11 protein-coding genes are annotated in these 21,336 nt (G+C 61.3%); 9 read left to right on the top strand and 2 right to left on the bottom strand.

The window, feature by feature from the left end; translation table 11 throughout:
* The first annotated feature begins 2 nt into the window (after window positions 1-2).
* The 3 genes from Q6E04_RS05440 to nrfD are packed head-to-tail and all read left to right on the top strand — an operon-like array spanning window position 3 to window position 2,726.
* Entirely contained in the window at window positions 3-1,037 is a 1,035-nt protein-coding gene (locus Q6E04_RS05440; RefSeq protein ID WP_303249792.1) for a molybdopterin-dependent oxidoreductase, read from the top strand.
* A gap of 38 nt (window positions 1,038-1,075) precedes the next feature.
* On the top strand, window positions 1,076-1,735 hold the full coding sequence (locus Q6E04_RS05445) for a 4Fe-4S dicluster domain-containing protein (protein WP_303249793.1): 660 nt from the start codon (window positions 1,076-1,078) through the stop codon (window positions 1,733-1,735).
* A gap of 4 nt (window positions 1,736-1,739) precedes the next feature.
* Window positions 1,740-2,726: an NrfD/PsrC family molybdoenzyme membrane anchor subunit gene (gene nrfD / locus Q6E04_RS05450; protein WP_303249794.1), complete on the top strand. Its 987-nt coding sequence runs from the start codon at window positions 1,740-1,742 to the stop codon at window positions 2,724-2,726.
* Window positions 2,727-3,323: 597 nt separating this feature from the next.
* Here nrfD and Q6E04_RS05455 read toward each other — a convergent pair.
* Together Q6E04_RS05455 and Q6E04_RS05460 are read right to left on the bottom strand one after the other, a co-directional pair.
* A complete protein-coding gene (locus tag Q6E04_RS05455; RefSeq protein WP_303249795.1) occupies window positions 3,324-4,382 on the bottom strand; it encodes a molybdopterin-dependent oxidoreductase in 1,059 nt (352 codons plus the stop codon).
* A gap of 12 nt (window positions 4,383-4,394) precedes the next feature.
* Entirely contained in the window at window positions 4,395-6,188 is a 1,794-nt protein-coding gene (locus Q6E04_RS05460; protein ID WP_303249796.1) for a molybdopterin-dependent oxidoreductase, read from the bottom strand.
* A gap of 481 nt (window positions 6,189-6,669) precedes the next feature.
* Here Q6E04_RS05460 and Q6E04_RS05465 point away from each other — a divergent pair, with 481 nt between their 5' ends.
* The 6 genes from Q6E04_RS05465 to Q6E04_RS05490 all read left to right on the top strand — a co-directional run bounded on the left by Q6E04_RS05465 (window position 6,670) and on the right by Q6E04_RS05490 (window position 21,108).
* The gene (locus Q6E04_RS05465; protein WP_303249797.1) at window positions 6,670-8,313 is read left to right on the top strand and encodes a response regulator transcription factor; all 1,644 of its coding nucleotides are present in this window, start codon (window positions 6,670-6,672) and stop codon (window positions 8,311-8,313) included.
* Window positions 8,314-8,442: 129 nt separating this feature from the next.
* Complete coding sequence (locus Q6E04_RS05470) at window positions 8,443-9,153, top strand: tyrosine-protein phosphatase (RefSeq protein ID WP_303249798.1); 711 nt, start codon at window positions 8,443-8,445, stop codon at window positions 9,151-9,153.
* 230 nt (window positions 9,154-9,383) lie between these two features.
* Window positions 9,384-17,249 carry a Cna B-type domain-containing protein gene (locus Q6E04_RS05475; RefSeq protein WP_303249799.1) on the top strand — a complete coding sequence of 2,622 codons (7,866 nt, stop codon included), beginning with the start codon at window positions 9,384-9,386 and terminating at the stop codon, window positions 17,247-17,249.
* Window positions 17,250-17,554: 305 nt separating this feature from the next.
* Window positions 17,555-19,087, top strand: a complete 1,533-nt coding sequence (locus tag Q6E04_RS05480) for a SpaH/EbpB family LPXTG-anchored major pilin (RefSeq protein ID WP_303249800.1) — start codon at window positions 17,555-17,557, stop codon at window positions 19,085-19,087.
* A 13-nt stretch (window positions 19,088-19,100) separates the two neighbouring features.
* On the top strand, window positions 19,101-20,120 hold the full coding sequence (locus tag Q6E04_RS05485) for a class C sortase (RefSeq protein ID WP_303249801.1): 1,020 nt from the start codon (window positions 19,101-19,103) through the stop codon (window positions 20,118-20,120).
* Window position 20,121: 1 nt separating this feature from the next.
* The gene (locus Q6E04_RS05490; protein WP_303249802.1) at window positions 20,122-21,108 is read left to right on the top strand and encodes a hypothetical protein; all 987 of its coding nucleotides are present in this window, start codon (window positions 20,122-20,124) and stop codon (window positions 21,106-21,108) included.
* Window positions 21,109-21,336 lie beyond the last annotated feature (228 nt).

Raw genomic sequence — 21,336 nt, forward strand, 5'->3', positions numbered from 1 at the left:
CGATGAAACGTTCTTTCGGAGTGAAAGTGCTGGGATGCACGATGGGCGCCACCATGGTGCTCGGCGGCATCGGCTCCATGATGCCCAATGCGGCTCTTGCGGGCAGCAGCGATAAAGAAGAAGGCCCCATCGATGTGTGGCAGCGCGCGGCGGTCGACTACGACAAGGTCGCCAACGTTCAGGGCGGATTCACGTTCACGCAGGACACGCTGACCCCCGCCGACGAGGTGTTCAACCTGTTCGGCACTGCGACGACCACTATCTGCGCGAAGCCCGGCTACGCGTTCGACGAGGTGACGCACGAGGACTACTACGTCAACGTGGGCGGCGTCGTCGACAAGGTGTACTCCATCGGCCTCGATGAGATCGAGCGCATGGAGGCCGAGCGCAAGGACATGCGCTGCACGTGCGGCATGAGCCCGGCCGTGGCTATGGCCAGCGTCACGGGCGTCAAGGTGTCCGACTTGGTCGAAATGGCAGGCGTGGGCGCAGGCGCCAATACGATCACCTTCAAGGACAAAGACGGCTACGGCCTGCCCATGCCGCTGTCCTACGTCATGGAGAAGGAGGCGCTGCTGGTCTATCAGGTTGGCGACAAGCCTTTCTCCGACGGCGAGCGCCTGCAGGTGTGGATTCCCGACACCGTGGCGAAGTATTTCACGCGCGCCGTGGCCGAAATCGAGCTGTCCGTTTCCGAGGAGGTTCCCGAGGTCGAAGGCCCCGACGCCGACTATCGCGCCAAGGTGAACATCCTCAACACCGTGAGCGACAGCTTCAAGGTTGGCGACCTGATCGCATTCGAAGGCTATGCCGATGACTGCGGCACCAAGGTGACCGCGGTCGAGTTCTCCCTCGACGGCGGCGAGACCTGGACGTCGTTCGACACGTCTTCTTCCAATGCGGAAGACTGGGTGTATTGGCACTTCGACTACACCCCCGAACAGGCTGGCATCTACAAGCTCGACGTGCGCGCCGTGGCCGAGGACGGAACGGTGTCTCCTCTCGGCTCGAGCACGGTGTTCGAGGTCGAAGAGTAAGTACTTCCGCCTTCGGGCGGTGAAAGCGAGGAATTCGAATGGGAGAAAGCGTGAACATGACGCGCAGGGCGATGCTGACGGCATCGGCCGCAGGCGCCTGCGCGCTTGCTCTCGGCGTAGCGGCCGTCTCTGGAAACGAGGCGGCCGCCAGCGAGGCGAGCTCAGGCTCGAACGCCGAGGAAGTCAGGTACGGCTTCCTCACGGCGCTCTCGCGCTGCTCCGGATGCGGGCGGTGCGTCGAGGCGTGCAGAGAGGAGAACGGTCTTTCCGACGATACTCCCGACAGAAGGCATGTGTCTTCGTTCAAGCGAAGCCGCGGCAGGACCTTCTTCATTTCGACGTCGTGCATGCATTGCGCCGACCCGAGCTGCATGAAGGTGTGTCCCGCGGGAGCCATCTCGAAAGACGAGCATGGCGTGGTGAAGGTCGATCCCGACCTGTGCATCGGATGCAAGTACTGCTATCAGGCGTGCCCGTACGAGGTGCCGCAGTACAACTCGGTGTCGATGGACAAATGCGACTGTTGCCAGAAGGCGGGCGTCGCATTGGGCGAAGAGGACCCGTATTGCGTGCGTGCGTGCAAGTTCGGCGCGCTGAAATTCGGGCCTTTGGATGAGTTGCTCGAGGCCACGAACGGGTCGGCGGTGCCTATCGCCGAACTGAACGACCCGTCGTGCCTGGTGCTCGGAACGGAGTAGGGCCATGGAGTTGCAATCTGTTTGGGGATGGCAGCCCGCGCTCTATCTGTTTTTGGGCGGTATGGGCGCAGGCGCGTTCATCATGGCGGCCATCCTGTATTTGAAGGATCGGGAACGCAACGCGCGCATCGTGTGCGTTTCCATGTGGGCGGCGACGATCAGCCTTATCGTGGGCCTGCTGCTGTTGTTGATGGAGCTGGTCACGCCTGTGCGCGGTCTGCTGATGTGGCAGAGCTTCAGCCACCTCACGTCGTGGATGACCTACGGCGCATGGGGCGCGTTCGGCGCCATCGCGGCGTTCGGCGTTTCGGCGGTGTTGGCCACTCCGAAGGCCGGCGCGTGGTTGACGGGCAAATGCTCTTGGTATGCGCAGCACGAACAGGGCGTTCGCAAGGTGCTCGCTTTCGCGGGCATCGCCCTGGGCGCGTTCGTGGCGTTCTACACGGGCATGCTGCTCATGACGGCGGGAAGCGTTCCGTTCTGGGACACCCTGCTTTTGCCGGCGCTGTTCACCGTGTCGGCGTTCGACACGGGCGTGGCGCTTGTGGAAGTGGTGGCGATCGCGCTCGCCAAGAAGGAGGCGATCGACCCGGATGCGAAGCGCCTCATGGAGAAGTGCGTCGTGGTGCTGGTCGTGCTCGAGGCCGTGGTTCTGGCGGCGTTCTTGGGCGGCATGCTGCTCGCCGATGCGAGCACGCCCGTCGGGGCGGCCGCCGTGGCGTCGGCCGGCATGTTCGTGTCGGGCCAGTTGGCCGTGTGGTTCTGGGGCCTGGTCGCGGTTTTGGGACTTGCTTTGCCGCTGGCCATGGCGCTTAAGGGCTTGCTTTCGAAAGGCGAGCCCGCGGGTTCTGGCGCGAAAGCCGTCGACGTGCCTACGCTGATCGGAGCTATCGGAGCGCTTGTGGGTGGTTGCGCCCTGCGCTTCTTGGTTCTTGCGGCGGGCATCCACGCGGATGTGGTCGCCGATACCATCATGAAGATGATCGGCTAGGTCGATATCCTCCTCCGACGAGGCCGCCTTCGGGCGGCCTCGTTGCGTTTGCGGCCGAAGCTGCGTGGGGGCGCTCGAGGGGGCTTCTTCTTGGTGTCGGCGTTTCGACCGGGAGCGATCGCGGCCGCGGCGCCCTCGGCGGCGCACTTTGGAAAAAAGGGGCGTCTGAGGCCAAAAAATGCGAGGTTTGGCACGAAATGTCGGCGGCGGCCCCGTATCGGTGCGGAGTTAGTCCACATATAAGAGAAAAGCGTCGTTCATTTCGGCGTATACGGGAGCGAAGCGCGCCGCAGCCGCCTCTTCGCGTGGCAGAACCTCGAAAAAATGGCCTGACAGCCCCTCTTTTTCCAAGAAAGCCCGCCGCGGCGCCGGCCGGCGAGTCGGACCCGCGAATCGGCCCCGAGCGCCGGGCCGCTGCGCGTTCGGTCCGCGCTTTTCCACAGCCTTGCCGGCCCCGCGTCCGTTCGGTGCCACGTCGACTCGCGGCTATCGCCCTCGCTTAGGAAACATGCGCGCATAAGAAAAGGGAGCCGAAGCTCCCTTTTCTTATATATGCGTCGGTTCGCTTCCGACGGTCGCATCGATGTGCGGCTTGCGCTACTCGATGACCTCGAACGTCAGCGTGGACTCGAGCGGGGACACGACGCCGTCGGCGGTCTTCGCGCGGACGGAGACGCTGTAGTCGCCAGGCTCCGCGAACGACGTGGTGAACTGCCAGTTCACCCATTTATCAGCGGTCGCGCCGTCGGTGGCGCAGCTGGTCCAGGTGGCGCCGTCGTCGAACGAGAATTCGATCGCGGTGATCGGAGAACCGCAGTCGTCGGCCACGCCCTCGAAGGTGATGTCGTAGCCGGCCTTGAAGACGCATCCCTCGGAAGTGTTGTGGATGTCGATCTTGTTGCGGAACTGCGGGTCGACCTGCTGCACGGAAGGCTCTTCGGCCTGGCGGGTCAGCTCGATGTTCACGATGTTGCGTGTGAAGTAGCGAGCGACCGTCTCGGGCAGCCACATCTGCACGGCGGATCCGTCGGTGGACTTCAGGCCTTCGCCGTTCACCTCGTAGACCAGCATGGCCTTCTTATCGAGGGCATACTGCAGAGGCAGGGCCTGGCCGAAGCCGTCGGCGCCGTAGGCCGTCACGGTGTTGACGCCCTCTTCGAGGTCGGCCATGCCGACGATCGACTCCAGCGGCACGCCCACGACTGCGGCCTGGCCGAACGGCTTGCCCGTGGCGCAGGAGCAGCCCATGAGGGCGGTCTGCTCGGAATCCTTCATCTCGGACACGTTCACGGTGAAGTTCTTCTTGATGTTGCCGCCCACGTTGATGTAGTAGTTGGCAACGCCTTCGCCGTTGTCGAGCATCTCGATGGACGGCTTGGAGCACATCGAAGTGAGTGCGGTGCCGAACACGTTGAACAGCTCGTCGTTGGGCGTGACGCCTTCCTGGTTGAAAGCGAAGGTGCCCTGCACGTCGGCGACGTGCGTGAAGTCCTTGTCGATGGTCAGACGGTGCGAGTCGATGGTGTTGCCGTCGACGTCGTGCGAAAGGCCGTCGGCCTGCGGGGCCTTGTCGGCGAATGCCATCGTGGCGCCCGAGGCGACAAGGGCGACGCCGGCCGCTCCGGCGAAAATCTTCTTAGGAGTAGAAAACTTCATGGCTTGGCCTCCTTACTGCACTTCTTCGGCGGTTGCTGCGGGCTTGGCAGGAACCAGGCTTGCGGTTTCGAGGACGGTGGTCTGCTCGGGAGTGGGCATGACGTCCTTGACGTTGACCATGACGGTCTGGGTCTCGAAGCTCACTTCACCCTCTTCGGTGGTCGCGCGGACGGTCAGGCAGTAGGCGCCTTCCTTCTCCGGCGTCCAGGTGAAGTTCCACCAGACCATCTTGTTCACGTCGGTCTCGGGCAGGTCGAACTTGGTCCAGGTCTCGCCCTGGTCCATGGAGAACTCCATGCTGGCGATCTTCTTGTCGTAGGCATCGACGTAGCCGTTGAAGGTGAAGGGCTCGCCGTTCTGGATGAGCAGGCCGTCGGGAATGCCGAGGATGGTGGCATTGGGCTTGTTCATCGCGTCGCCGTTCTCGTTATGCCAGGCGTTGGGGTTGCCGGCCCACTTGTCGGTGTAGTCGATGTCTTCGTTGGTCACCTTGTAGCTTGCGACCTGCTTGGAGTTGATCTGAGCGTCGACGCCCTCGACCCAGTTGGTGCAGGGGTAGCCGCGCGTTGCGTCGAGGTACTCGCCGCCGATCTTGTAGACGAGCAGGGCCTCGTTGTCATCGAGCTTATCCTTCGGGAAGGCGCGCTTGGAGCTGCCGTCGGCACGCAGGACGCGGACGCCCGTGGTGTCGTTCAGGTAGCCGCCGGCCTTCTCGACCAGCCAGCTCACCGGGATGCCGGTGACTTCGGTGTTGGTAACGCCGCCGCCGCCGACCGGGTTCCAGTCGCAGACCATCTTGGAAGCCTTGGTCACGATGACGCCGGCCTCTTCAGCTTCGGCGATCAGGTCGGGAAGCTTGGCGGTGTAGGGGTTGGGCACGTTGCCCTCGATGGTGATCTCCCAGTTGTCGAACAGGCTCTGGGGCATTTCGAGGTTCAGGCCGTTGACGCCTGCGCCGTGGCGCATGTTGTCGTAGTAAGCGTGCATCCAGTCGTAGGAGAACACTTCGTCCTGGCTGTGGACGGTTTCCTGCTCGACGCTGAATTCGCCCTGGACGTCTTCAACCTTGTTGATGCCCCACAGGCGATCGTACTTGGTGAGGTCCCACAGCTCCATGTCCTGGCCGTTTTCGGTGGCGTTGTGGCAGGACATGCAGTTGCCCTCGTATTCGCCGTCGAACTTGCCTTTGCCGGGGCCGGTGTAGTGGATGCCGTGCATCAGGGTGCCGAATTCGTACTGCTTGGCGATGTAGCCGGGAGCGTAGGAGTGGCAGAACAGGCACTGCTGGAGCGTGGTCTCGTTGTCCAGGGTGTCGTTCCATGCCACGGGATGCTCGTAGGGCAGGTTCTTCAGCAGGGCGTCCAGGTCGGCGTGGCAGGATTCGCAGCCGCGGTCGTCGGCGCCGAGCCAGTAGGTGTTATAGGAATTGGAGCCTGCCTGGATCTGCCAAGCGTCCGGATTCACTTCGTACTCGGTAGGAGTGCGCTGCACCATCTTGCCGTCGGGCAGGGTGCGGATTTCAGGAGCATGCTCCTCGCCGATGGTTTCCCAGCGGTCCCACAGGCCGTCCAGGTATTCCTTGCCGGGATAGGCGTCTTCGTTGATGTCGGCGTTGGTGATGCCTTCTTCGCCGTCGATGACCTTCTGCTGCTCGGGCGTGACGGTGGATTCTTCGGATTTCTCGGATGCGGCGGGCGTGCTTGCCGGAGCCTGCTCTTCCTGCTGCTGCGGCGCGCAGCCGGCGATGCAGCAAAGCATGCAAGCAAGGCAGACCGTGGTCGCCGCGATCTTGCTTTTGATGGACATAATTCCCCCTTGTTTGTCATGTGGTGGCGCGGACGCGCCTGCGGAATCGCTCGCCCCTACCTCCCTTCTCTCTTCGGGCGAGACGAAAACGCGCGCAGGACGGAATTCCGAGAGGGTAGGAGGGTCTCGTCGTAAAACCGCTGCGCGCGTTATCTGGGGGCTATACTATCCGGCCGTGTCGCTTCTTTGTATCGCCGTGGAATACGATTTCGAAAAGTCCAGGTCAAAAGCCATCGCCCATATGGGTGAGCGTCGTTCGGCCTTCCTTTTGGCGGGGGTGACGTCGCGGACGGGCGTCTTTGTCCTGCGCTTTGCCGGGGCGTTGGTTTCTGCGCCTCGGACGCTTCGTCGAAATCCTGCATCAGCGCGTTCTCGATGGGATCGATGTGCGATCGGTGGACTCTTTGTTTTCCTTTTATGCAGAAATTGGGATAGAATCGGCTGAACGTCTTTTGTCGCAAGAGGAATCGAGGGGGTGCGCATGGGCGTTGTTCAATCGCGTCCGAACGCGTGCGTTGCGCTGTGCGCTTTCGGCTCCTGTCTCAATCTTGTGTGGTGCACGCTCATGGGGCACACGCTCGGTTTCATGCCTGCCGCCGACGGCATGCAGGGCTGGACCAACCCGCGTGCGTTCTTTCTGGCGGGTATTCTCGTAATCAGCATCCTGTTCGCAGCGTTTCCTCATGGAATGAGGCGCTGGAACAGGCTTTTCATGTCTACGCTTCCGCTGGTCGCTTCGGCTGGCACGGCATGTTTCGCGCTGGCGTATCGCCAGGACCTGTGCGATCCGGGCGCTTTGGCCGCCTTCGGCCTGTGCGTGTCTGGCGTGGGGTATTTCTGGCTTGTGGCGCGCTACAACCTGCTGCTTGCGCGCACCCAGCTTTTCTCATGCGCGGTATGGAGCATCGTGGGCGCGCTGTTCGCCAAGCTCGTGCTTGTCGAAGCGTTCGGAGCGTCGCTCGATTCGGGCTTGCAGGTGGGCGTTGCCGTGGCGCTGCCGATCGTGTCGGCGCTTGTGTTCGAAATAGCCCGCGTTGCCGCGAAACGCCAGGCGGAGCGTAATCCCTGGGTGGATCCCGGCATTGCCGCGCGCACGTCGCGCACCCGTACCGAATTCGGCATTCCCAGCCGTCCGCGCATCATGGCCATGGGCCTTTCGGAAAAGCGCGACTTGCTTGCCATCGTGGCCGTTGCCGGCATTCTGCTGGCCGTGGTGCGCGCCATGAGCTTCTTGGGCATGTGGGGCGATACCCATACGAGCCTTTCTGAATCGATCGCGTGGATTTCAAGCCTGATTCTGGGTGGAGTGTGCCTGGTGCTGTTCGCCCGCTTCGCATTGATCGGCGTGCAGGAGCGCCCTATGTCCATGCGCTTCCAGCCCGCCATCCTGGTGACGCTTGCCGGCATGTTCGCCATGGCGCTGTATGTCGATCCGGGCAGTCCTGCGGCTACGTTTTTGAGCATCGTGGTACAGCTTGACGAGCTGTTCGCGCACCTGCTGTTCTGGTGCGTGGTCATTGCTGCGTTGGATGTGCTCGACGTTCCGTCGTATCGCGTGATCGGTTTCGCGTGTGCGGTGTATGCGGGCGTTTCTATTGCATGGGTGGTGCTGATGAGCCATGCGACGGTGATCGACACCACGCTGGTGCTCTTGGCCGCTTACGCCGTGGTGGTGTTCGCCATGCGCGTGAATTGGCGCCGTTCGTCTGCGGCTCCCGCTGCTTGCGCGACCCCCGCGGCCCCTGCCGCTTCCGTAGCCGATCAGTGTGCAGTTTCGTCGGTGCAGCCCGCCGCTGTTTCCGAAAAGCCCGCGCCTGCCGCATCCGAGCCCGCGGCGGCTGATGAGGCGCCTGCCGAAGGCGACGCCACGGCGCGCTTGCACGCGCTTATCTCGCAGCGCTGCGAAGAGGTGGCCGATCGTTACGGCCTTTCGCCGCGTGAGCGCGAAGTGTTCGCTTGCATGGCTCGCGGCCGCACGCGTGCTGGCATTCAGGAAGACCTGGTGCTTTCCGGCAATACCGTTAAAACCCATGTGGCGCATATTTATGCCAAGCTCGACGTGCACGACCGCCAGGAAATGATGGCGTTGCTGCTTGGGCGCGACGATGGCGGAAAGCCGGCGTAGCGTTTCGCGCGCCGTTAATTCGGCGTTTTCCGACGGCTGTTTGCAAGCCGCGATTCCGGTTTGAATACCCGCCTGGCTAGGCGGTTTGTACATGCATTGCGAATATCCGTCGAAAGTCAGGTGAATGCCATGATGGTGGACGCCCCCGCCGTTCTGCGTGAAAAATTCGGTCTGCGCTCGTGCGCCGGCCTTGACGGCTGCGAAGGACGTCCTACGCTGTTTCGCTCGCGTGCGCTGAGCGATGCGACGGCCGATGACGTGGCGGCGCTGAAGGCCCTTGGCATCGAAACGGTATATGACCTTCGCAAGGAAACGGAGTGCGTGGCGAACCCCGAGCCTGCGATCGTGTGCGAGGCGTTCGACGTGCGAACCTGCCCGGTTGATCTGCAGGACGATGCCGCGCGCACGCAAGAAACCAAGTCGCGCCATGTGAAGGCCGCCTACGGGAAGCCGGGCGACCGCATGCTGTTCTTGTATGGCGTCATGGCCGACCATCAGGCCGCGGTCCGCGATATCGTGGCGGCCATTCTGTCCGACGACAAACCTGTATTGGTGCATTGCGCCAACGGAAAAGACCGTGTGGGCGTGGTGTGCGCCAGCGCGCAGCTCGTCTGCGGCGTGCCGGGCGAAGCCGTTATGGCCGATTATCTGCTAACCAATGAATGCAATGCCGAAATGAATAAGCGCGACCTGGCGCATTACGCGGGTCTTATGCCGCCGGACGCCGTTGAGGTGCTGGCCGCCATGTTCGAGGCCCGAGAAGAGTATCTGAAGGTATTCGTCGATTCGGTCGAAGCGCGCTTCGGATCGTTCAACGAATGGATCGATGCACGCCTTTAATGTGAGTCAATTTGTATCAGTTATGGAGTAAATACACATTCCATACCGTTTAATGGAATAAACTTTGCTTTTGAGTTGACGAAAAACACAAAAGAGCCAATATATAAAAGGGATTCTTTGGATTGTTTATGTATCCGTTTTAGATTTGGATTGTTTATGTATCCGTTTTAGATCCGCTATAATTGGCAATTTTTTACTTCCAGGAGAAGCGCGTGTTTTTTCGAAAAACCATGGCAGCAGTGTTGACCTTCTCGCTGGTGCTGGGATGGTCTCCGACAAGTTATAGGGCATATGCCGACAGTCCTGCGATCGACGAGAATTCCTCGGCGAAGATTTCCGAGCAGAATAACCTCACGGGGGGGGGTTCGTCCGAGCAGAGTGATGCTCAGGCGAGTCCTGTTTTCGATTTCCAGTCCGCGGTTGATTTTGCGGTTACCGATGCCGCGCTGTGCTCTTATCCGGATGACGAACTCGACATTTCTCCGCTGACGAATCCTGGCGATCAGGCCGCCGATTCAGATGTGAATATTGTACCGCTTGATGACATTCAGGAAGAATCCGCGCCTCGTGATGAGATTGTGCAGGGAGATGCTGCGGCGAATGACGAAGCCGCTTCCGGCCAGGATGCCGCCGTTTCGGGCGAGGCGTCAGATGCTCAGCAGGATGCCGCGGCAATCGAAGGCGCCGAGGTACTGCAGCAGGGCGATGGCGAAACGGGCAACGTGCTGCTTGTCGACCGCGCGGCGGTGGATGCGCTCGGCGGTCGCGACTTCAAGGGGCAAGTCGTCAAAGAAATCAATGGAACTCAGTACATCCTCATCGGCAATGAGCAGCAGCTGCGTGCGATCGGGTCTGATAAGGATGTCGTTGGCGGTGCTGTGTACTCGATTAGCCAGGTCTTTGTTGGCGTCGCCGGTCTGGGGGAATGGCTCGATCGAGATGGGCATGTAGAAACGCTCGAATACAATGGCGATGCCGATCTTTCTTCCGGTGAAGAGCTTCACGGCAAGGAATTCCATAATGGCGGTTTTGAGTTGCTTCCAGGTGCTGTGCGCACGCTGTATTACACCAAAAACCCTGATGGCTCGCGCAATGAGGATCCGACGACGGGCCTCAAATACTCATCCGATGCTAACTACATCATCTTCCGCGACATCGACCTGGGCGGTGTCGCCTGGAAGCCGCTGATGTTCTCGGGTACGATGCTCGGCGCGAAAAGCGACGCGCCCGGCACGGCTGGTAGCCTGTGGGGCTGCATCAGCGCCGATGGCAAAGTCATTACCGATGTTACGAAGGTCGCCAATCCCGTCATCAGCAACGTGAGTGTTCTTCAGTCGGGCAGGCTCAGCGTCGGCGAGCAGATGGGCGTCGGCTTTTTCGGAACCATCTCGGCCGATCACGACGATAGCGATATGTTCGCGCGCCCTGGAACTGCGACGGTCAGCAACATCACCCTCAAGGGCGTGAAAGTGGATAACGGTTTTACCGAGGCGTACGTTGACCAGTCTTTGGTCAGCGCGATTGCCGGTCTGCTTGGCGATCTGGTCGGAGGCCTTCTTGACTTCGTTCTTGGTCCCGTGCTGGAGGCCTTGGGCGTGCCTGACCTGCCGAAGCTTGTTTCCAATTTGCTGCATATTCGAGCCGCAGACCCCACGTCGCTTGCGACGGGTGCTTTTGTGGGCCGCGTTGTCGGTCCTGTCGAAATTTCGGGTTGCGAGGTTTCCGATGTATCCGTGAAAAGCATCAATGCCTACACAGGCGGTTTTGTGGGATACGTTCAGGGCGAAACGCTCTATGACGGGATTTCGGGTTTGGCGAACGGTTTGGTCAAGTTGCTTGCTGGGCTCTTGAATGTCATACCGGGAGTCGGCCTGGGCGATGTCATTACGCTTTTGCTTGATAGCAATGTGATTAAGGCGGGGCAGCTGATTCCGATCGATTATATGAATCCTGTCATTTCCGCTTGCGGCGTGAAGGATTTTTCCGCGAACGAAGTGGCCACCGCCGTCGACAAGGACTACGCAGGCGGCTTCGTCGGAGCCATGGTGGGCACCATCGCCCAGGATTGCTTCGTTGAAAGCGCTAATGCGTATGCCGTGAAAAGCCGCCTGTACGCCGGCGGTTTCGCGGGTCTTATGCGCAACGACGTAATGAAAGGCGCTCTTTCGAAGTTGCTCGGCGAGCTGGTGCGTGTCGCTCAGCCGCAAAGCGTGGCGGTGGGATGCACCGTGCGTTCGGGCGTCACGGTGACGGCGGAATGCTACGCCGGCGGCTTCGCAGGCGCTATGGCGAACAGCTACGCCGTGGATGATTCCGTCGAAGGCGCCGTGAATGTTTCGGCTACGGGTCACGAATGGATCATCGAGAATGTGCATAAGGTCAAGGCGATTGTCGGCGGCTTCGCCGGCGCGGCCACCGTTGGTTGGGTGACCGATCTTGGTCGCGGCGAAAGTAAGGACTCCGACCTGCTGGCAGGCGTCAACGGCTTGCTTAACGGCCTGCTGACGAGCAATCCCGAAGCGGCCCAGGACCTGCTTTCACTGGTGGGCGTCGAAGAGTCCAAGTTGCTGGGCGTGCAGATGACCGGCGATTTCACCGTGCATTCTGCAAACGATTGCGCCGGCGGCATCGTCGGCCGCGGTGACGGCGTGGTAATTGCCGCGGCCGATCAGCCGCATCTCAATGGCATCAAATTCTGGAGCCAGGGAACCGTGACGCATCCAGCAAGCGGAAGGGCGGTCGTGCTCAAGGGCTTGCGTTCGGTAGAGGCCGCTCGGTCTTGCGCCGGCGGCATTGCCGGCTCGCTCGGCACGGCTTCCGTGGGCGGCATTATCAACAATACGATTGGTTTGGGCGGCTATCTGGCGTTCGAGTTGAGCGACGTCACGGTGGCGGGCGTTCCCGACAGTGCAGCCGTGGTGGCCGGCGATGCGTATGCGGGCGGAGCCGTCGCCAATGCGACGGGCGGTTCGTGCGTCAACGTGCATATCGGCAACATCGGTTCTGTTCGGGCGGGCACGGGCGCTGGCGGCTTCGCGGGCGTCATGGGCCCTGGCAACTTGGCGGGCGGCGGCGGGCTCGACCTGCTTGGTTTGGGTGCTGTGAGCATCAAGGGCTTGCTTGCCGTGGGTGAGGGCGTCAATGTGACAGCGGATAATTGCTCGGTTGCGGGCCACGCGAGCGGTTTTGCAGTCGAGGCGATTGCCGATGCGGCTCCTGATGCCGGTGTTTCGGCGGCGCTTGCCGGCGGGTTCGTGGCGGATAACCGCAGCGGCCAGCTTTCTAACTGTAATGTTGTGGGCTTGCATCGCGTTTTTGCCGATGTCGATAACGGCGCCGCGGGCGGTTTCGTGGGAAATTCGGAAACGGGCGGCTTGGCCGACGTCGCCGACGACGCGGCCATTCTCAAACTGGGGTCTATTGCCGGTCTGCTGGAAGCCGTTCCGTATCTTATTCCGAAATACAGTGACTGCAACGTGACCTACGCAGGCGACGCTACCGTCGAGGCCGACGAGGCCGGCGGCTTCGCGGGCGTGTTTCGCAGCGGCGTGGTGGAGGGTATGCCGGCTGACGATGCGGATGCCGATCAATGGGCGGTCAACAACCTGAAGAGCGTCGAGGGCGGTAGCTATGCCGGCGGCTTCGCGGGCTTTCTTACCTCGGGTGCGCTTGCGGCTGCGGCCGATGGCGGCGGCGGTTTGAGCATTTTGGGCGGCATCAAGGGCCTGAAAGTCGACTTGTCCAACTTGCTCAGCTTGATCGATGCGTATGTGGCCACGGTGTCGGACGCGGGTGTGAACTCGCCTGAGGGTTTCACGGTGCGCGCGAGCCGCATTGATGCGCTCGATGCGAATTCCGGTGCCGCTGGCGGCTTTGCGGGCTATGCTTCGGGTGCCCAAATTTCGAATTGCGACGTGAACAAAGTCGCGCATACCAAGATTGTCGATCCGAGCGATCTTGAGGCCTATGTCATCGATGCCTACTACGACCCCGCGGCGCGCTGGGCTATCGACGGCTTGCGTTATGCGGGCGGGTATGCGGGTCGATTGGACATCGGCTCTACTGCATCGGTGGGCGAAGGCCTGGGAATTCTTGGGTCAGCCATCAACTTGAAGGACGTGCTTTCCGCGCTCAACGTGATGGTGTCGACCGTCGAGCATTCCGATGTATATGGCATGCCTGGCGGTTATGCGGTGCGTGCTACTACGGCCAATGGCGCGGAAGGCTATGCCGGCGGTTTCGCGGGACGTATCACCGGAGCGCATATTCAGGATTCGAGCGCCCATTCGTTCTCTCATGTGGTGGGCCGTATTGCTGCGGGCGGTTACGCTGGCGGCATGGAGCCCGGCAGCGCGGCAGGCGTGCTGGGCGGCGGTGAGAGCAGTGTTTTGAAGAAGCTCGTCAACATCGACAGCTTGGCGAATTTAGTGGAAGACTTCGTTCCCACGGTGCGCAACAGCTCTACCGACTGCGTGCCCTGCGGCGGCGTGGTGCGTGCGCAGGCTAAATCCGACGGTGCCGTCATGCGCGGCATGGCGGGCGGCTATGCGGGCTACAACGAAGGCGGCCAGATTTGGGGCAACGACACGCGGGATTGGAAGGCTGCGGCGTACGCCGGTCCTACGCGCACGGCGTTTGCCGACCGTATGCGCTCGGTGTTCGGAACCGAAGTTTCGGGCGGCTATACGGGCTATATGCGTCCTGCCGATACGGCCGACACCGGCAGCTTGAGCCTGCTGTTCGGCCTGATCAAGGTCGATACGCTCGCCTCCGCGCTGTCGGTCGTCTACCCCACGCAGCGTCAGACGCGCGTGACGGGACCGCTGTCCGGCGTCGATATGGACACGTGGAATAAGTGGGTCGATTTCGTGGGCGTGAACGGCGGCTTCGGCGCCGATTTGGCTCAGGGCGGCAAGGTGAGCTCGCAAGGGGAACTCGATGCCAAGATCGCCGACTACGTTTATGGCTTCAACGTGGTGGCGGGCCGCGATGCGTACAGCATCACCGCAAACGAATGCGATGGCGGCGTGGCCGGCGGCTACGTTGGCATCATGCGCAGCGGCGTGGTTAGCGACGGTGCGGCCAACGACGCAAAGCTCGTGCGCGGCATGCGCGCTGCAGGCGGCTATGCGGGCTTCATGGAAAGCGGCGGCGCGGCGAACTTGGGCAGCGTGAGCATTCTAGGCCTCAACCTCAATGTGGGCCAGCTTGTCTCCGCCGCGGAGGTGTTCGTACCCAGCATTCAAGGTTCGTCTTCCACGGTCGGTTACCGCGAAGGCATGACCGTGCAGGCGCTTGGAACGGGCGTTGCGGCCGATGACGTCAAGCACGATCTTGGTCACGCCGGCGGTTATGTGGGTTATGCCGAAGGCGCACAGATTTGGGGCGACACCCAGGGCGCCACGGGCTGTAACGTGGGTAACCTGCGCCTGGTGAAAGGCTCCAATACGGTGGGCGGCTATGCGGGCACTGCAGCTCCTGGTTCTGCGACCGATGCGAACACTAATGCAAGCAATGGCCTTTTGCAGGGCATTCTCGATACCGTCATCAAACAGCCGAGCGAAGTCGCCAACGTGCTTGAAGCCACCATGACCACTATTCGCGGCGCGTCAGTGACGCCCGCCGACGAGGCGTGGGGCTTTGTGGTTGACGGATCGCGCCAGCAGGCTGGGGCGACGGAGTTCGCTACGGCCGCGGGCGGCTTCGTGGGCAGCTGCGAATCTGCTGTGCTGGGCAGTAAGGAAGGCGCTTCGAAGCTTTCCGTTAGCGGCCTGCGCGGTGTTTCCGGCGGCAAGAACGCAGGCGGTTTCGTGGGCCTTGCCGACGTGGGAAGCGTGGCCGATGTGGGCGGCACAGATGCCAGCACCAACAAGACTTCTATCCTGAGCCTGATCGGGCTTGGCAACGCCAGTGTGCTTGATGCGTTCCGTAGCTACGTGTATCACGCCGATGTGACGGGTGTGGCCGACGGCGCCCAGGTGCGCGCCAATAAGGCCGATACCGTCGGCACCATGGCGTCGTTGCGCTATTTCGGCAACGCGGGCGGCTTCGCGGGCAGTCTGTTGAACGGCTCGGTCAAGGATTGTACCGTGCGCGGGCTTTCCGCAGTGGCGGCACCGAGCTACGCAGGTGGTTTTGCTGGCTATATGGGCAAGAATTCCACGGTCGACGTGGATGAGGCGACCGCTGGCGTTAAGGGCGTTTTCGATTTGCTGAAACTGCAGGCCGGAGCGTTGGACGTGTGGGGATCGCATGCCGATCGTTGCCGTGTCGAGGGCATAGCCTCGGGCTTCACGGTGACGAGCGGCGGCGAGGTGAAGCGGCCTATCGTCGAGCAGGGCAACAATGCCGCGCAAAACATCGCGGGCGGCTTCGTGGGCCTGGGTGACTTGTCCAAGATCGACGCGTGCGAAGTGTCGAACCTGGGCATCGTGCGCAGCGACCAGGTTGCGGCGGGCTTCATCGGCCAAACGGACATGTCGTTCATCGTGAACACGCAGGTCGATTCCATCGTGGTGGAGCTGCTGCTGGTCATCGTCGACCAGCTGGTGAAGGCCTTGTATCTGGACGACCTTCAGAATCTGGGCGTCATCGACCTGAGCGGCTTCATCATTCCCGGTTTGGGCGAGCTGCTGGGCTTGAAGATCCTTTCCGACGGCGATCTGCTTTACGTGAACCTGCTGGGCCTGCGCATCGGCGTGGCGCTTGCTAAGGCCGATCCGAACGACCCGACGCAGTCGGACACCGCCATCATCACCATTGGCGATTCCACCATCAAGCTGCCGTGCAACAAGGACGGCCTGCTGAACCCTGAAGAAAACAAGGCGAACCTGGAAATCACGCTCATCAAGGGTAACCGTACCACGGTGACTAATTCCAAGGTCACGGGCGCGCATGCGGGCTACGACGTGTTCGGCGGCGGCGCCACGCAAGATGCCGACGGTGCGGCGGTGGAAGGCGGTTTGCCGGAAAACGAGAACCAGCGCCCCGACAACGCGGGTTATGCCGGCGGCTTCGTTGGTCACAACAAAGAAGGCCTGTTCGAGGGCAACCAGATGGTCTATTGCGACGTGGTGCGCGGAACCTCCGAGCTGGTGGGCCCGTTCTCGGGCATGACCAATCTTCAGTCGGTGTATTTCGATAACGCGAGCACCATCGAGGGCAGAGACAACGAAGGCCGCTACAACCTGTATTCGATTTATCGCGATATGAACGCTGCGCTGACCGACGCTGTGGCGAAGGCTGACGGCATTTTCTCGCATGCTCAGCAAGACACGGCAAGCGGTACGGACTACAACCGCTACGAGGTTCAGCACTACGACAAGATTTCGAGCTTCGATGAGCTTCAAGGCGCTGTTATGCAGGGCGCCGTTGGCACCGCGCCGGTTGCCATGGATGCCTACGTGTCTCCCGCGAAGGCCGTGCTTATGGATGACGCGCTCAACACTCCCGGCACCGGCGGCATCACACCCGAGCCGGGCGAGGGCCAAGATCCGTGCAAGGCGCAAGTGGATATCACGCTGCAGAAGGTGTGGAAAGACAACGCGAATGCGGGCAACACGCGTCCTGGCGAAGTGACCTTCAAGCTGAAGCGCACCTACACCAACGCCAACGACATGGTTGTGGACGATCCGACGTTCGGTACGAACGGCGTGCTTGAGGTGAAGCTGACCGCGGCCGATGCCTCCGAGTGGTCCGAAACCTGGCGTAAGGTGCTGACCGGCCTGCCTGTGGCGTTCGAAGACACGACGGTCGATCCGTCGGTCGTGCGCTACTACACCTATTCGGTAACCGAAGTGCGCGTGGGGGCATACGACGCCGCCACCAACTACAGCTATACCGTTTCGGACGGCGAAACGGACTACGTGATCACCGTCACCAACGCGCTTCCGCTTCCCGAGACGGGCGGCATGGGCGTGTGGCCGCTGGTCATGCTGGCGCTCGTGCTGATGGCGGGCGGCGCACTTTGGTATCGCAGGCGCAGGGCGGCGCAGGCCGCATGCGAGGCGTTCGCTTTCGGGGCGGTTGCGCAAGGCGTTGTCGTGCCGGGCGGGGCGTCGGGCAAGCCGGTGGTGCTGAACCTGCCGCGCATCTAAGGCAATTGAGGGAAGCGGGCGCGCCAACTTCGGGAGGCGTGCCCACCCGAGCGTCCTTGTGTGGTGTGGGCAGTTCGGACGGGCAGCGTTTCGTCTGAGGCGAATCGCTCGCGTGACCACGCGCAATGCGCCGGCGAGAGAACGCTTTGTGCGATTCATGCCGGTGGCGTTGTTTGGTTTGCCGCTCTGATGGCGCGGGATGGGCGCAGCGTTCGGCGCTGTGTCCGCAATGAACAAGGCAAGACATCGACGCGTGTCGATTTCTGCATAGAAGAAGATGCATGTCACAAGAGAAGGGAAGGATCATGCAGACAACAGCAAGAAAAGTTGCGGCGGTCTTCGTCGCGGCGATGTTGGCGTTCGCCATGGCGTTCGTCGCCACGCCCGCAAAGGCGTATGCGGCGGGCGAAAATGCAACGCTGACCGTTGAAAGCTCGAATCCGGCATTCAACGGCAAAACGGTTAAGGCGTGGAAGATGTTCGACGCCAAGGCCAACGCGGATGGCGGCGCTGCGACGTACACCCTGGTTGACGAATGGAAACCTTTCTTTGTGAGCCTCAGTTTGGCTAACGATGACACGATTTCCCAGAAGGCATACGATTACGTGGCTGCTCTGGACAATAGTGCCAAAAAGAACGATTTTGCTTTGAAGGCAGCGAAATGGGCGTCGGGGCAGACCCTTACGGCGAAGGAAGAGGCTACGGCAACGGGTCCCGTCGGCGATAAGTACCAGGCTACTTTCACGGGTCTCGATTTCGGCTACTACGTGATGTCTCCTGACGTTGCTGGCACGACCGTCGAGCGCGACGCGATGCTGGTGAACGTTACCAAGACGAACGAGGACCTCGTCAGCCTCAAGAGCGTCTTCCCCACGGTTGACAAGAAGGTCGAAGGCAACAATCATGCGTCCGCCCAGGTTGGCGACGAAGTGACCTTTACCCTTACGTCCACGCTCCCCAACGCAGCCGATTACAATACCTATACGTTCAAGTTCAAGGATAAGTTGTCTAAGGGTCTGACGTTCGTCGATAACTCGGTTACGGTCCAGGTTAAAGACGAGCCTGCTCCTGTGGACCCCCAGCTGTATCAGGTGACTAAGGATAATCCCGAGGCTGGTAACCTTGTCATCGAGCTTTCGGACTATAAGACCAACTATCAGAACTACGCTGGCAGGGAAATCACTGTCACTTATAAGGCGGTTATCAACGAGAATGCGGCTGTTCTTGACCAGGACAACCCCAATAACGCTACTGTTGAGTACACCACCGACCCCACGACGGGCGGAACCGGCGAATCCGAGGAATCGAAGGTTCATTCGTACACCTTTGGCTTCGACATCGACAAGTTTGATAAAGACACACAGACCAAGCTTGAGGGCGCTGTCTTCGAGCTGCAGACCGAGGGCGGACAGAAAATCGACCTCGTGAAGGTCGAGGAAGGCAAATTCCGTCCCGCCAAACAGGGCGAGCAGCCTGTTGCAGCAGCCGAGGATGTGAAAACCGACGCTCAGGGCAAACTTCAGTTCGTCGGCCTCAAAGAGGGCAAGTACAAGCTTGTCGAGACGAAGGCCCCCGAAGGCTACAACCCGCTTAAGGACCCCATTACGGTAGTGATTAGCGCGAATTACAATACCGATGGAACATTGCAGAATTGGAAGGCCGATAAAGAAGGCGGCAGCGCTCAGGACGGCACCCATGTCATTCAGGTTGCTAACAACAAAGGCGCCCTGCTTCCTGAGACCGGTGGCATGGGCACCATCGCCTTCACTGTCGTCGGCGCTCTTGTGATCGTCGGCGGTGTGGTCTGGGCCGTTCGCCGCAAGCGCAACGTTCGCTAGGACGGCTTAGCGCATGCGTAAACGGCTTGGCGATTTTCTGCCGCTCATTCTGGTGGGCATAGGGCTGTGCATTCTGCTTTATCCCACCGTGAGCAACTTCTTGGTGGAGCGCAATTCAAGTCGTGTCATCGAGAACTACGATGCGGCGGTGGAAAATCTCACCGAAGAAAAGTATGCGCAAATGCTTGACGAGGCGCACGCGTATAACGAGCGCCTCGCAACGTTGGCCGGAGCGGCGGCAGATTCCTCATCGGGTTCTGCCGCTTCGTCCGACCTTGCGGCTTCGGCCGATGCCGCCGCCGCATCCGAGGGGCTTCCGGCCTACGACGATCTGCTGAACCTCAACGGCGACGGCGTGATGGGATATCTCACCATCCCCAAGCTGGATGTGACCATGCCCGTCTATCACACGGTGGAAGAGCCCGTCTTGCAGGTGGGCGCGGGGCATCTGCCCGACACGTCGTTGCCGGTGGGCGGGCCTTCAACCCACGCGGTGCTTTCGGGGCATCGCGGCTTGCCTTCGGCGAAGCTGTTCACCGAGCTTGACAAGCTTGTTACGGGCGACGAGTTCTACATCCGCGTGCTCAACGAAACGTGCGCCTATCAGGTTGACAGCATTGAAACGGTGCTTCCGCACGAAACGGAAAGCCTGGCCATTCGCGAAGGCGAAGACCTGTGCACGCTGGTCACTTGCACGCCATACGGCGTGAATTCCCACCGCCTGCTGGTGCATGCCCATGCCATTCCTTATGTGGAGGCGATGGACGAAGTTGTGGGCAAAACGCGCAGCTTCATCAACATTCCGCTGCCATATGCACTGCTTTTGCTTGCGTTGGTGGTAATTGCGGTGGTGCTGATCGTTTTGAAGGTGCGCTCGAACAGAGCGCGTGCCGCCATGCAGGCGGCGGCTTTGGCGGGTGCGCCGTGCTCGCGAACGTACGAAGAATTGTCGCGCGCGTCGTATGCGCGGCCGGGCTCAAGCGGCCCGCACGGAAAGGAAGGAGGAGCGCATGCGAAAAGGCGCAATCCATAGCATGAAAATTACCGCGGCATTCGCGCTTGCCTGCGTGCTTGCTCTCCTGTGCACCGCGCAGTTCCGCCCCGCTTCGGCGGCAACGCTCGGCTCGATTGAGCTGACGTGCACGGTCGACCGTGGTGGAAGCAAGGTGCCGCTTACGGGCGACGGTTATGCGCTGACCAAGGTGGCGTCGGCCGAGGTGTTCGAAGACACCGCTTCGGCGGTCTATACCATCGAAGAGGCGTTTCGTGTCGTCGACCGCGATTGGCTTGCGCTCGATGGTGCGGGCTTGCGCGCGGCGGCGCGTGAAGTGGCCGATCATGCTGCCAAACAGGGCATCGAGCCGCTTCGCAAAGACCGCACCGGGCCTGACGGCAAGGTGACGTTCGCTGCGCTTGAGCCAGGCATCTATCTGATCGAGCGCTACGAGGTGGCGAGTGCAAACGCCGTGTTTTCGTGCGACCCCATGCTTATCGGCGTGCCGGTGCGTGTGGGCGACGCGCTTGATTATTCGGTAGAAGTGTCGCCGAAGTTCGAGGTGGAAGAGCCCAATCCGGGTCCTGGACCCGGCCCTGGGCCTGACCCGGAGCCTGGCCCCGACCCCGATCCGAACCCCGATCCTGACGGCCCCGATGGCCCAGGCGGCGACGATCAGGGCGACGGGTCTGACGGGGGTTCCGGGAACGGTGGCAACGGAGGCCTGGGTCAGCTGGCCGACAAGGTTGCACAGGCTCTTGGCTTCGCGAAGACCTCGGACGGCATGATGGCTCTTGCTGCCGCCGCTGCGGCGTGTGCATGTGCGGCCGCTGCCGTGCTGGTGGTGTGGCGTCGCAAGGCTGCCGCCGAGCCGCGTGGCGCTCATGCAGCGGGCGCGAAGAAAGCTGTTGCTTCTGCAGGCCATCGCGCTGCGGGCGCAAAGCGGGCCGAGCAGCCCGAAAAGCCCGTCGAGGTCACTTCGTCCGCAAGTGATCAGCCTGACGGCGAGCCGCGAAGCGAAGCCTAAAGGCTCCGTCGCGCTCAACCCACAAACAAACGCATTTGCGCAAGGAAGGCACCCTCGGGTGCCTTCCTTTTTGCTCTTTCATGGGGCGCGATGCGAAACGATGCCGAAAAGCGCGGATTTTCTGACCCGGTTTCGCCTTCTCTCAAGGTCAGGGGCCTCGACGAAAAGACGGTCGTCGTCTTCGCGGGAAAATGCGTTTTGCTAGAATGCCGTGCGATACATAAAGAG

Origin of the sequence: uncultured Slackia sp. (assembly GCF_959608125.1) — a bacterium.
Taxonomy (GTDB): Bacteria; Actinomycetota; Coriobacteriia; order Coriobacteriales; family Eggerthellaceae; genus Slackia.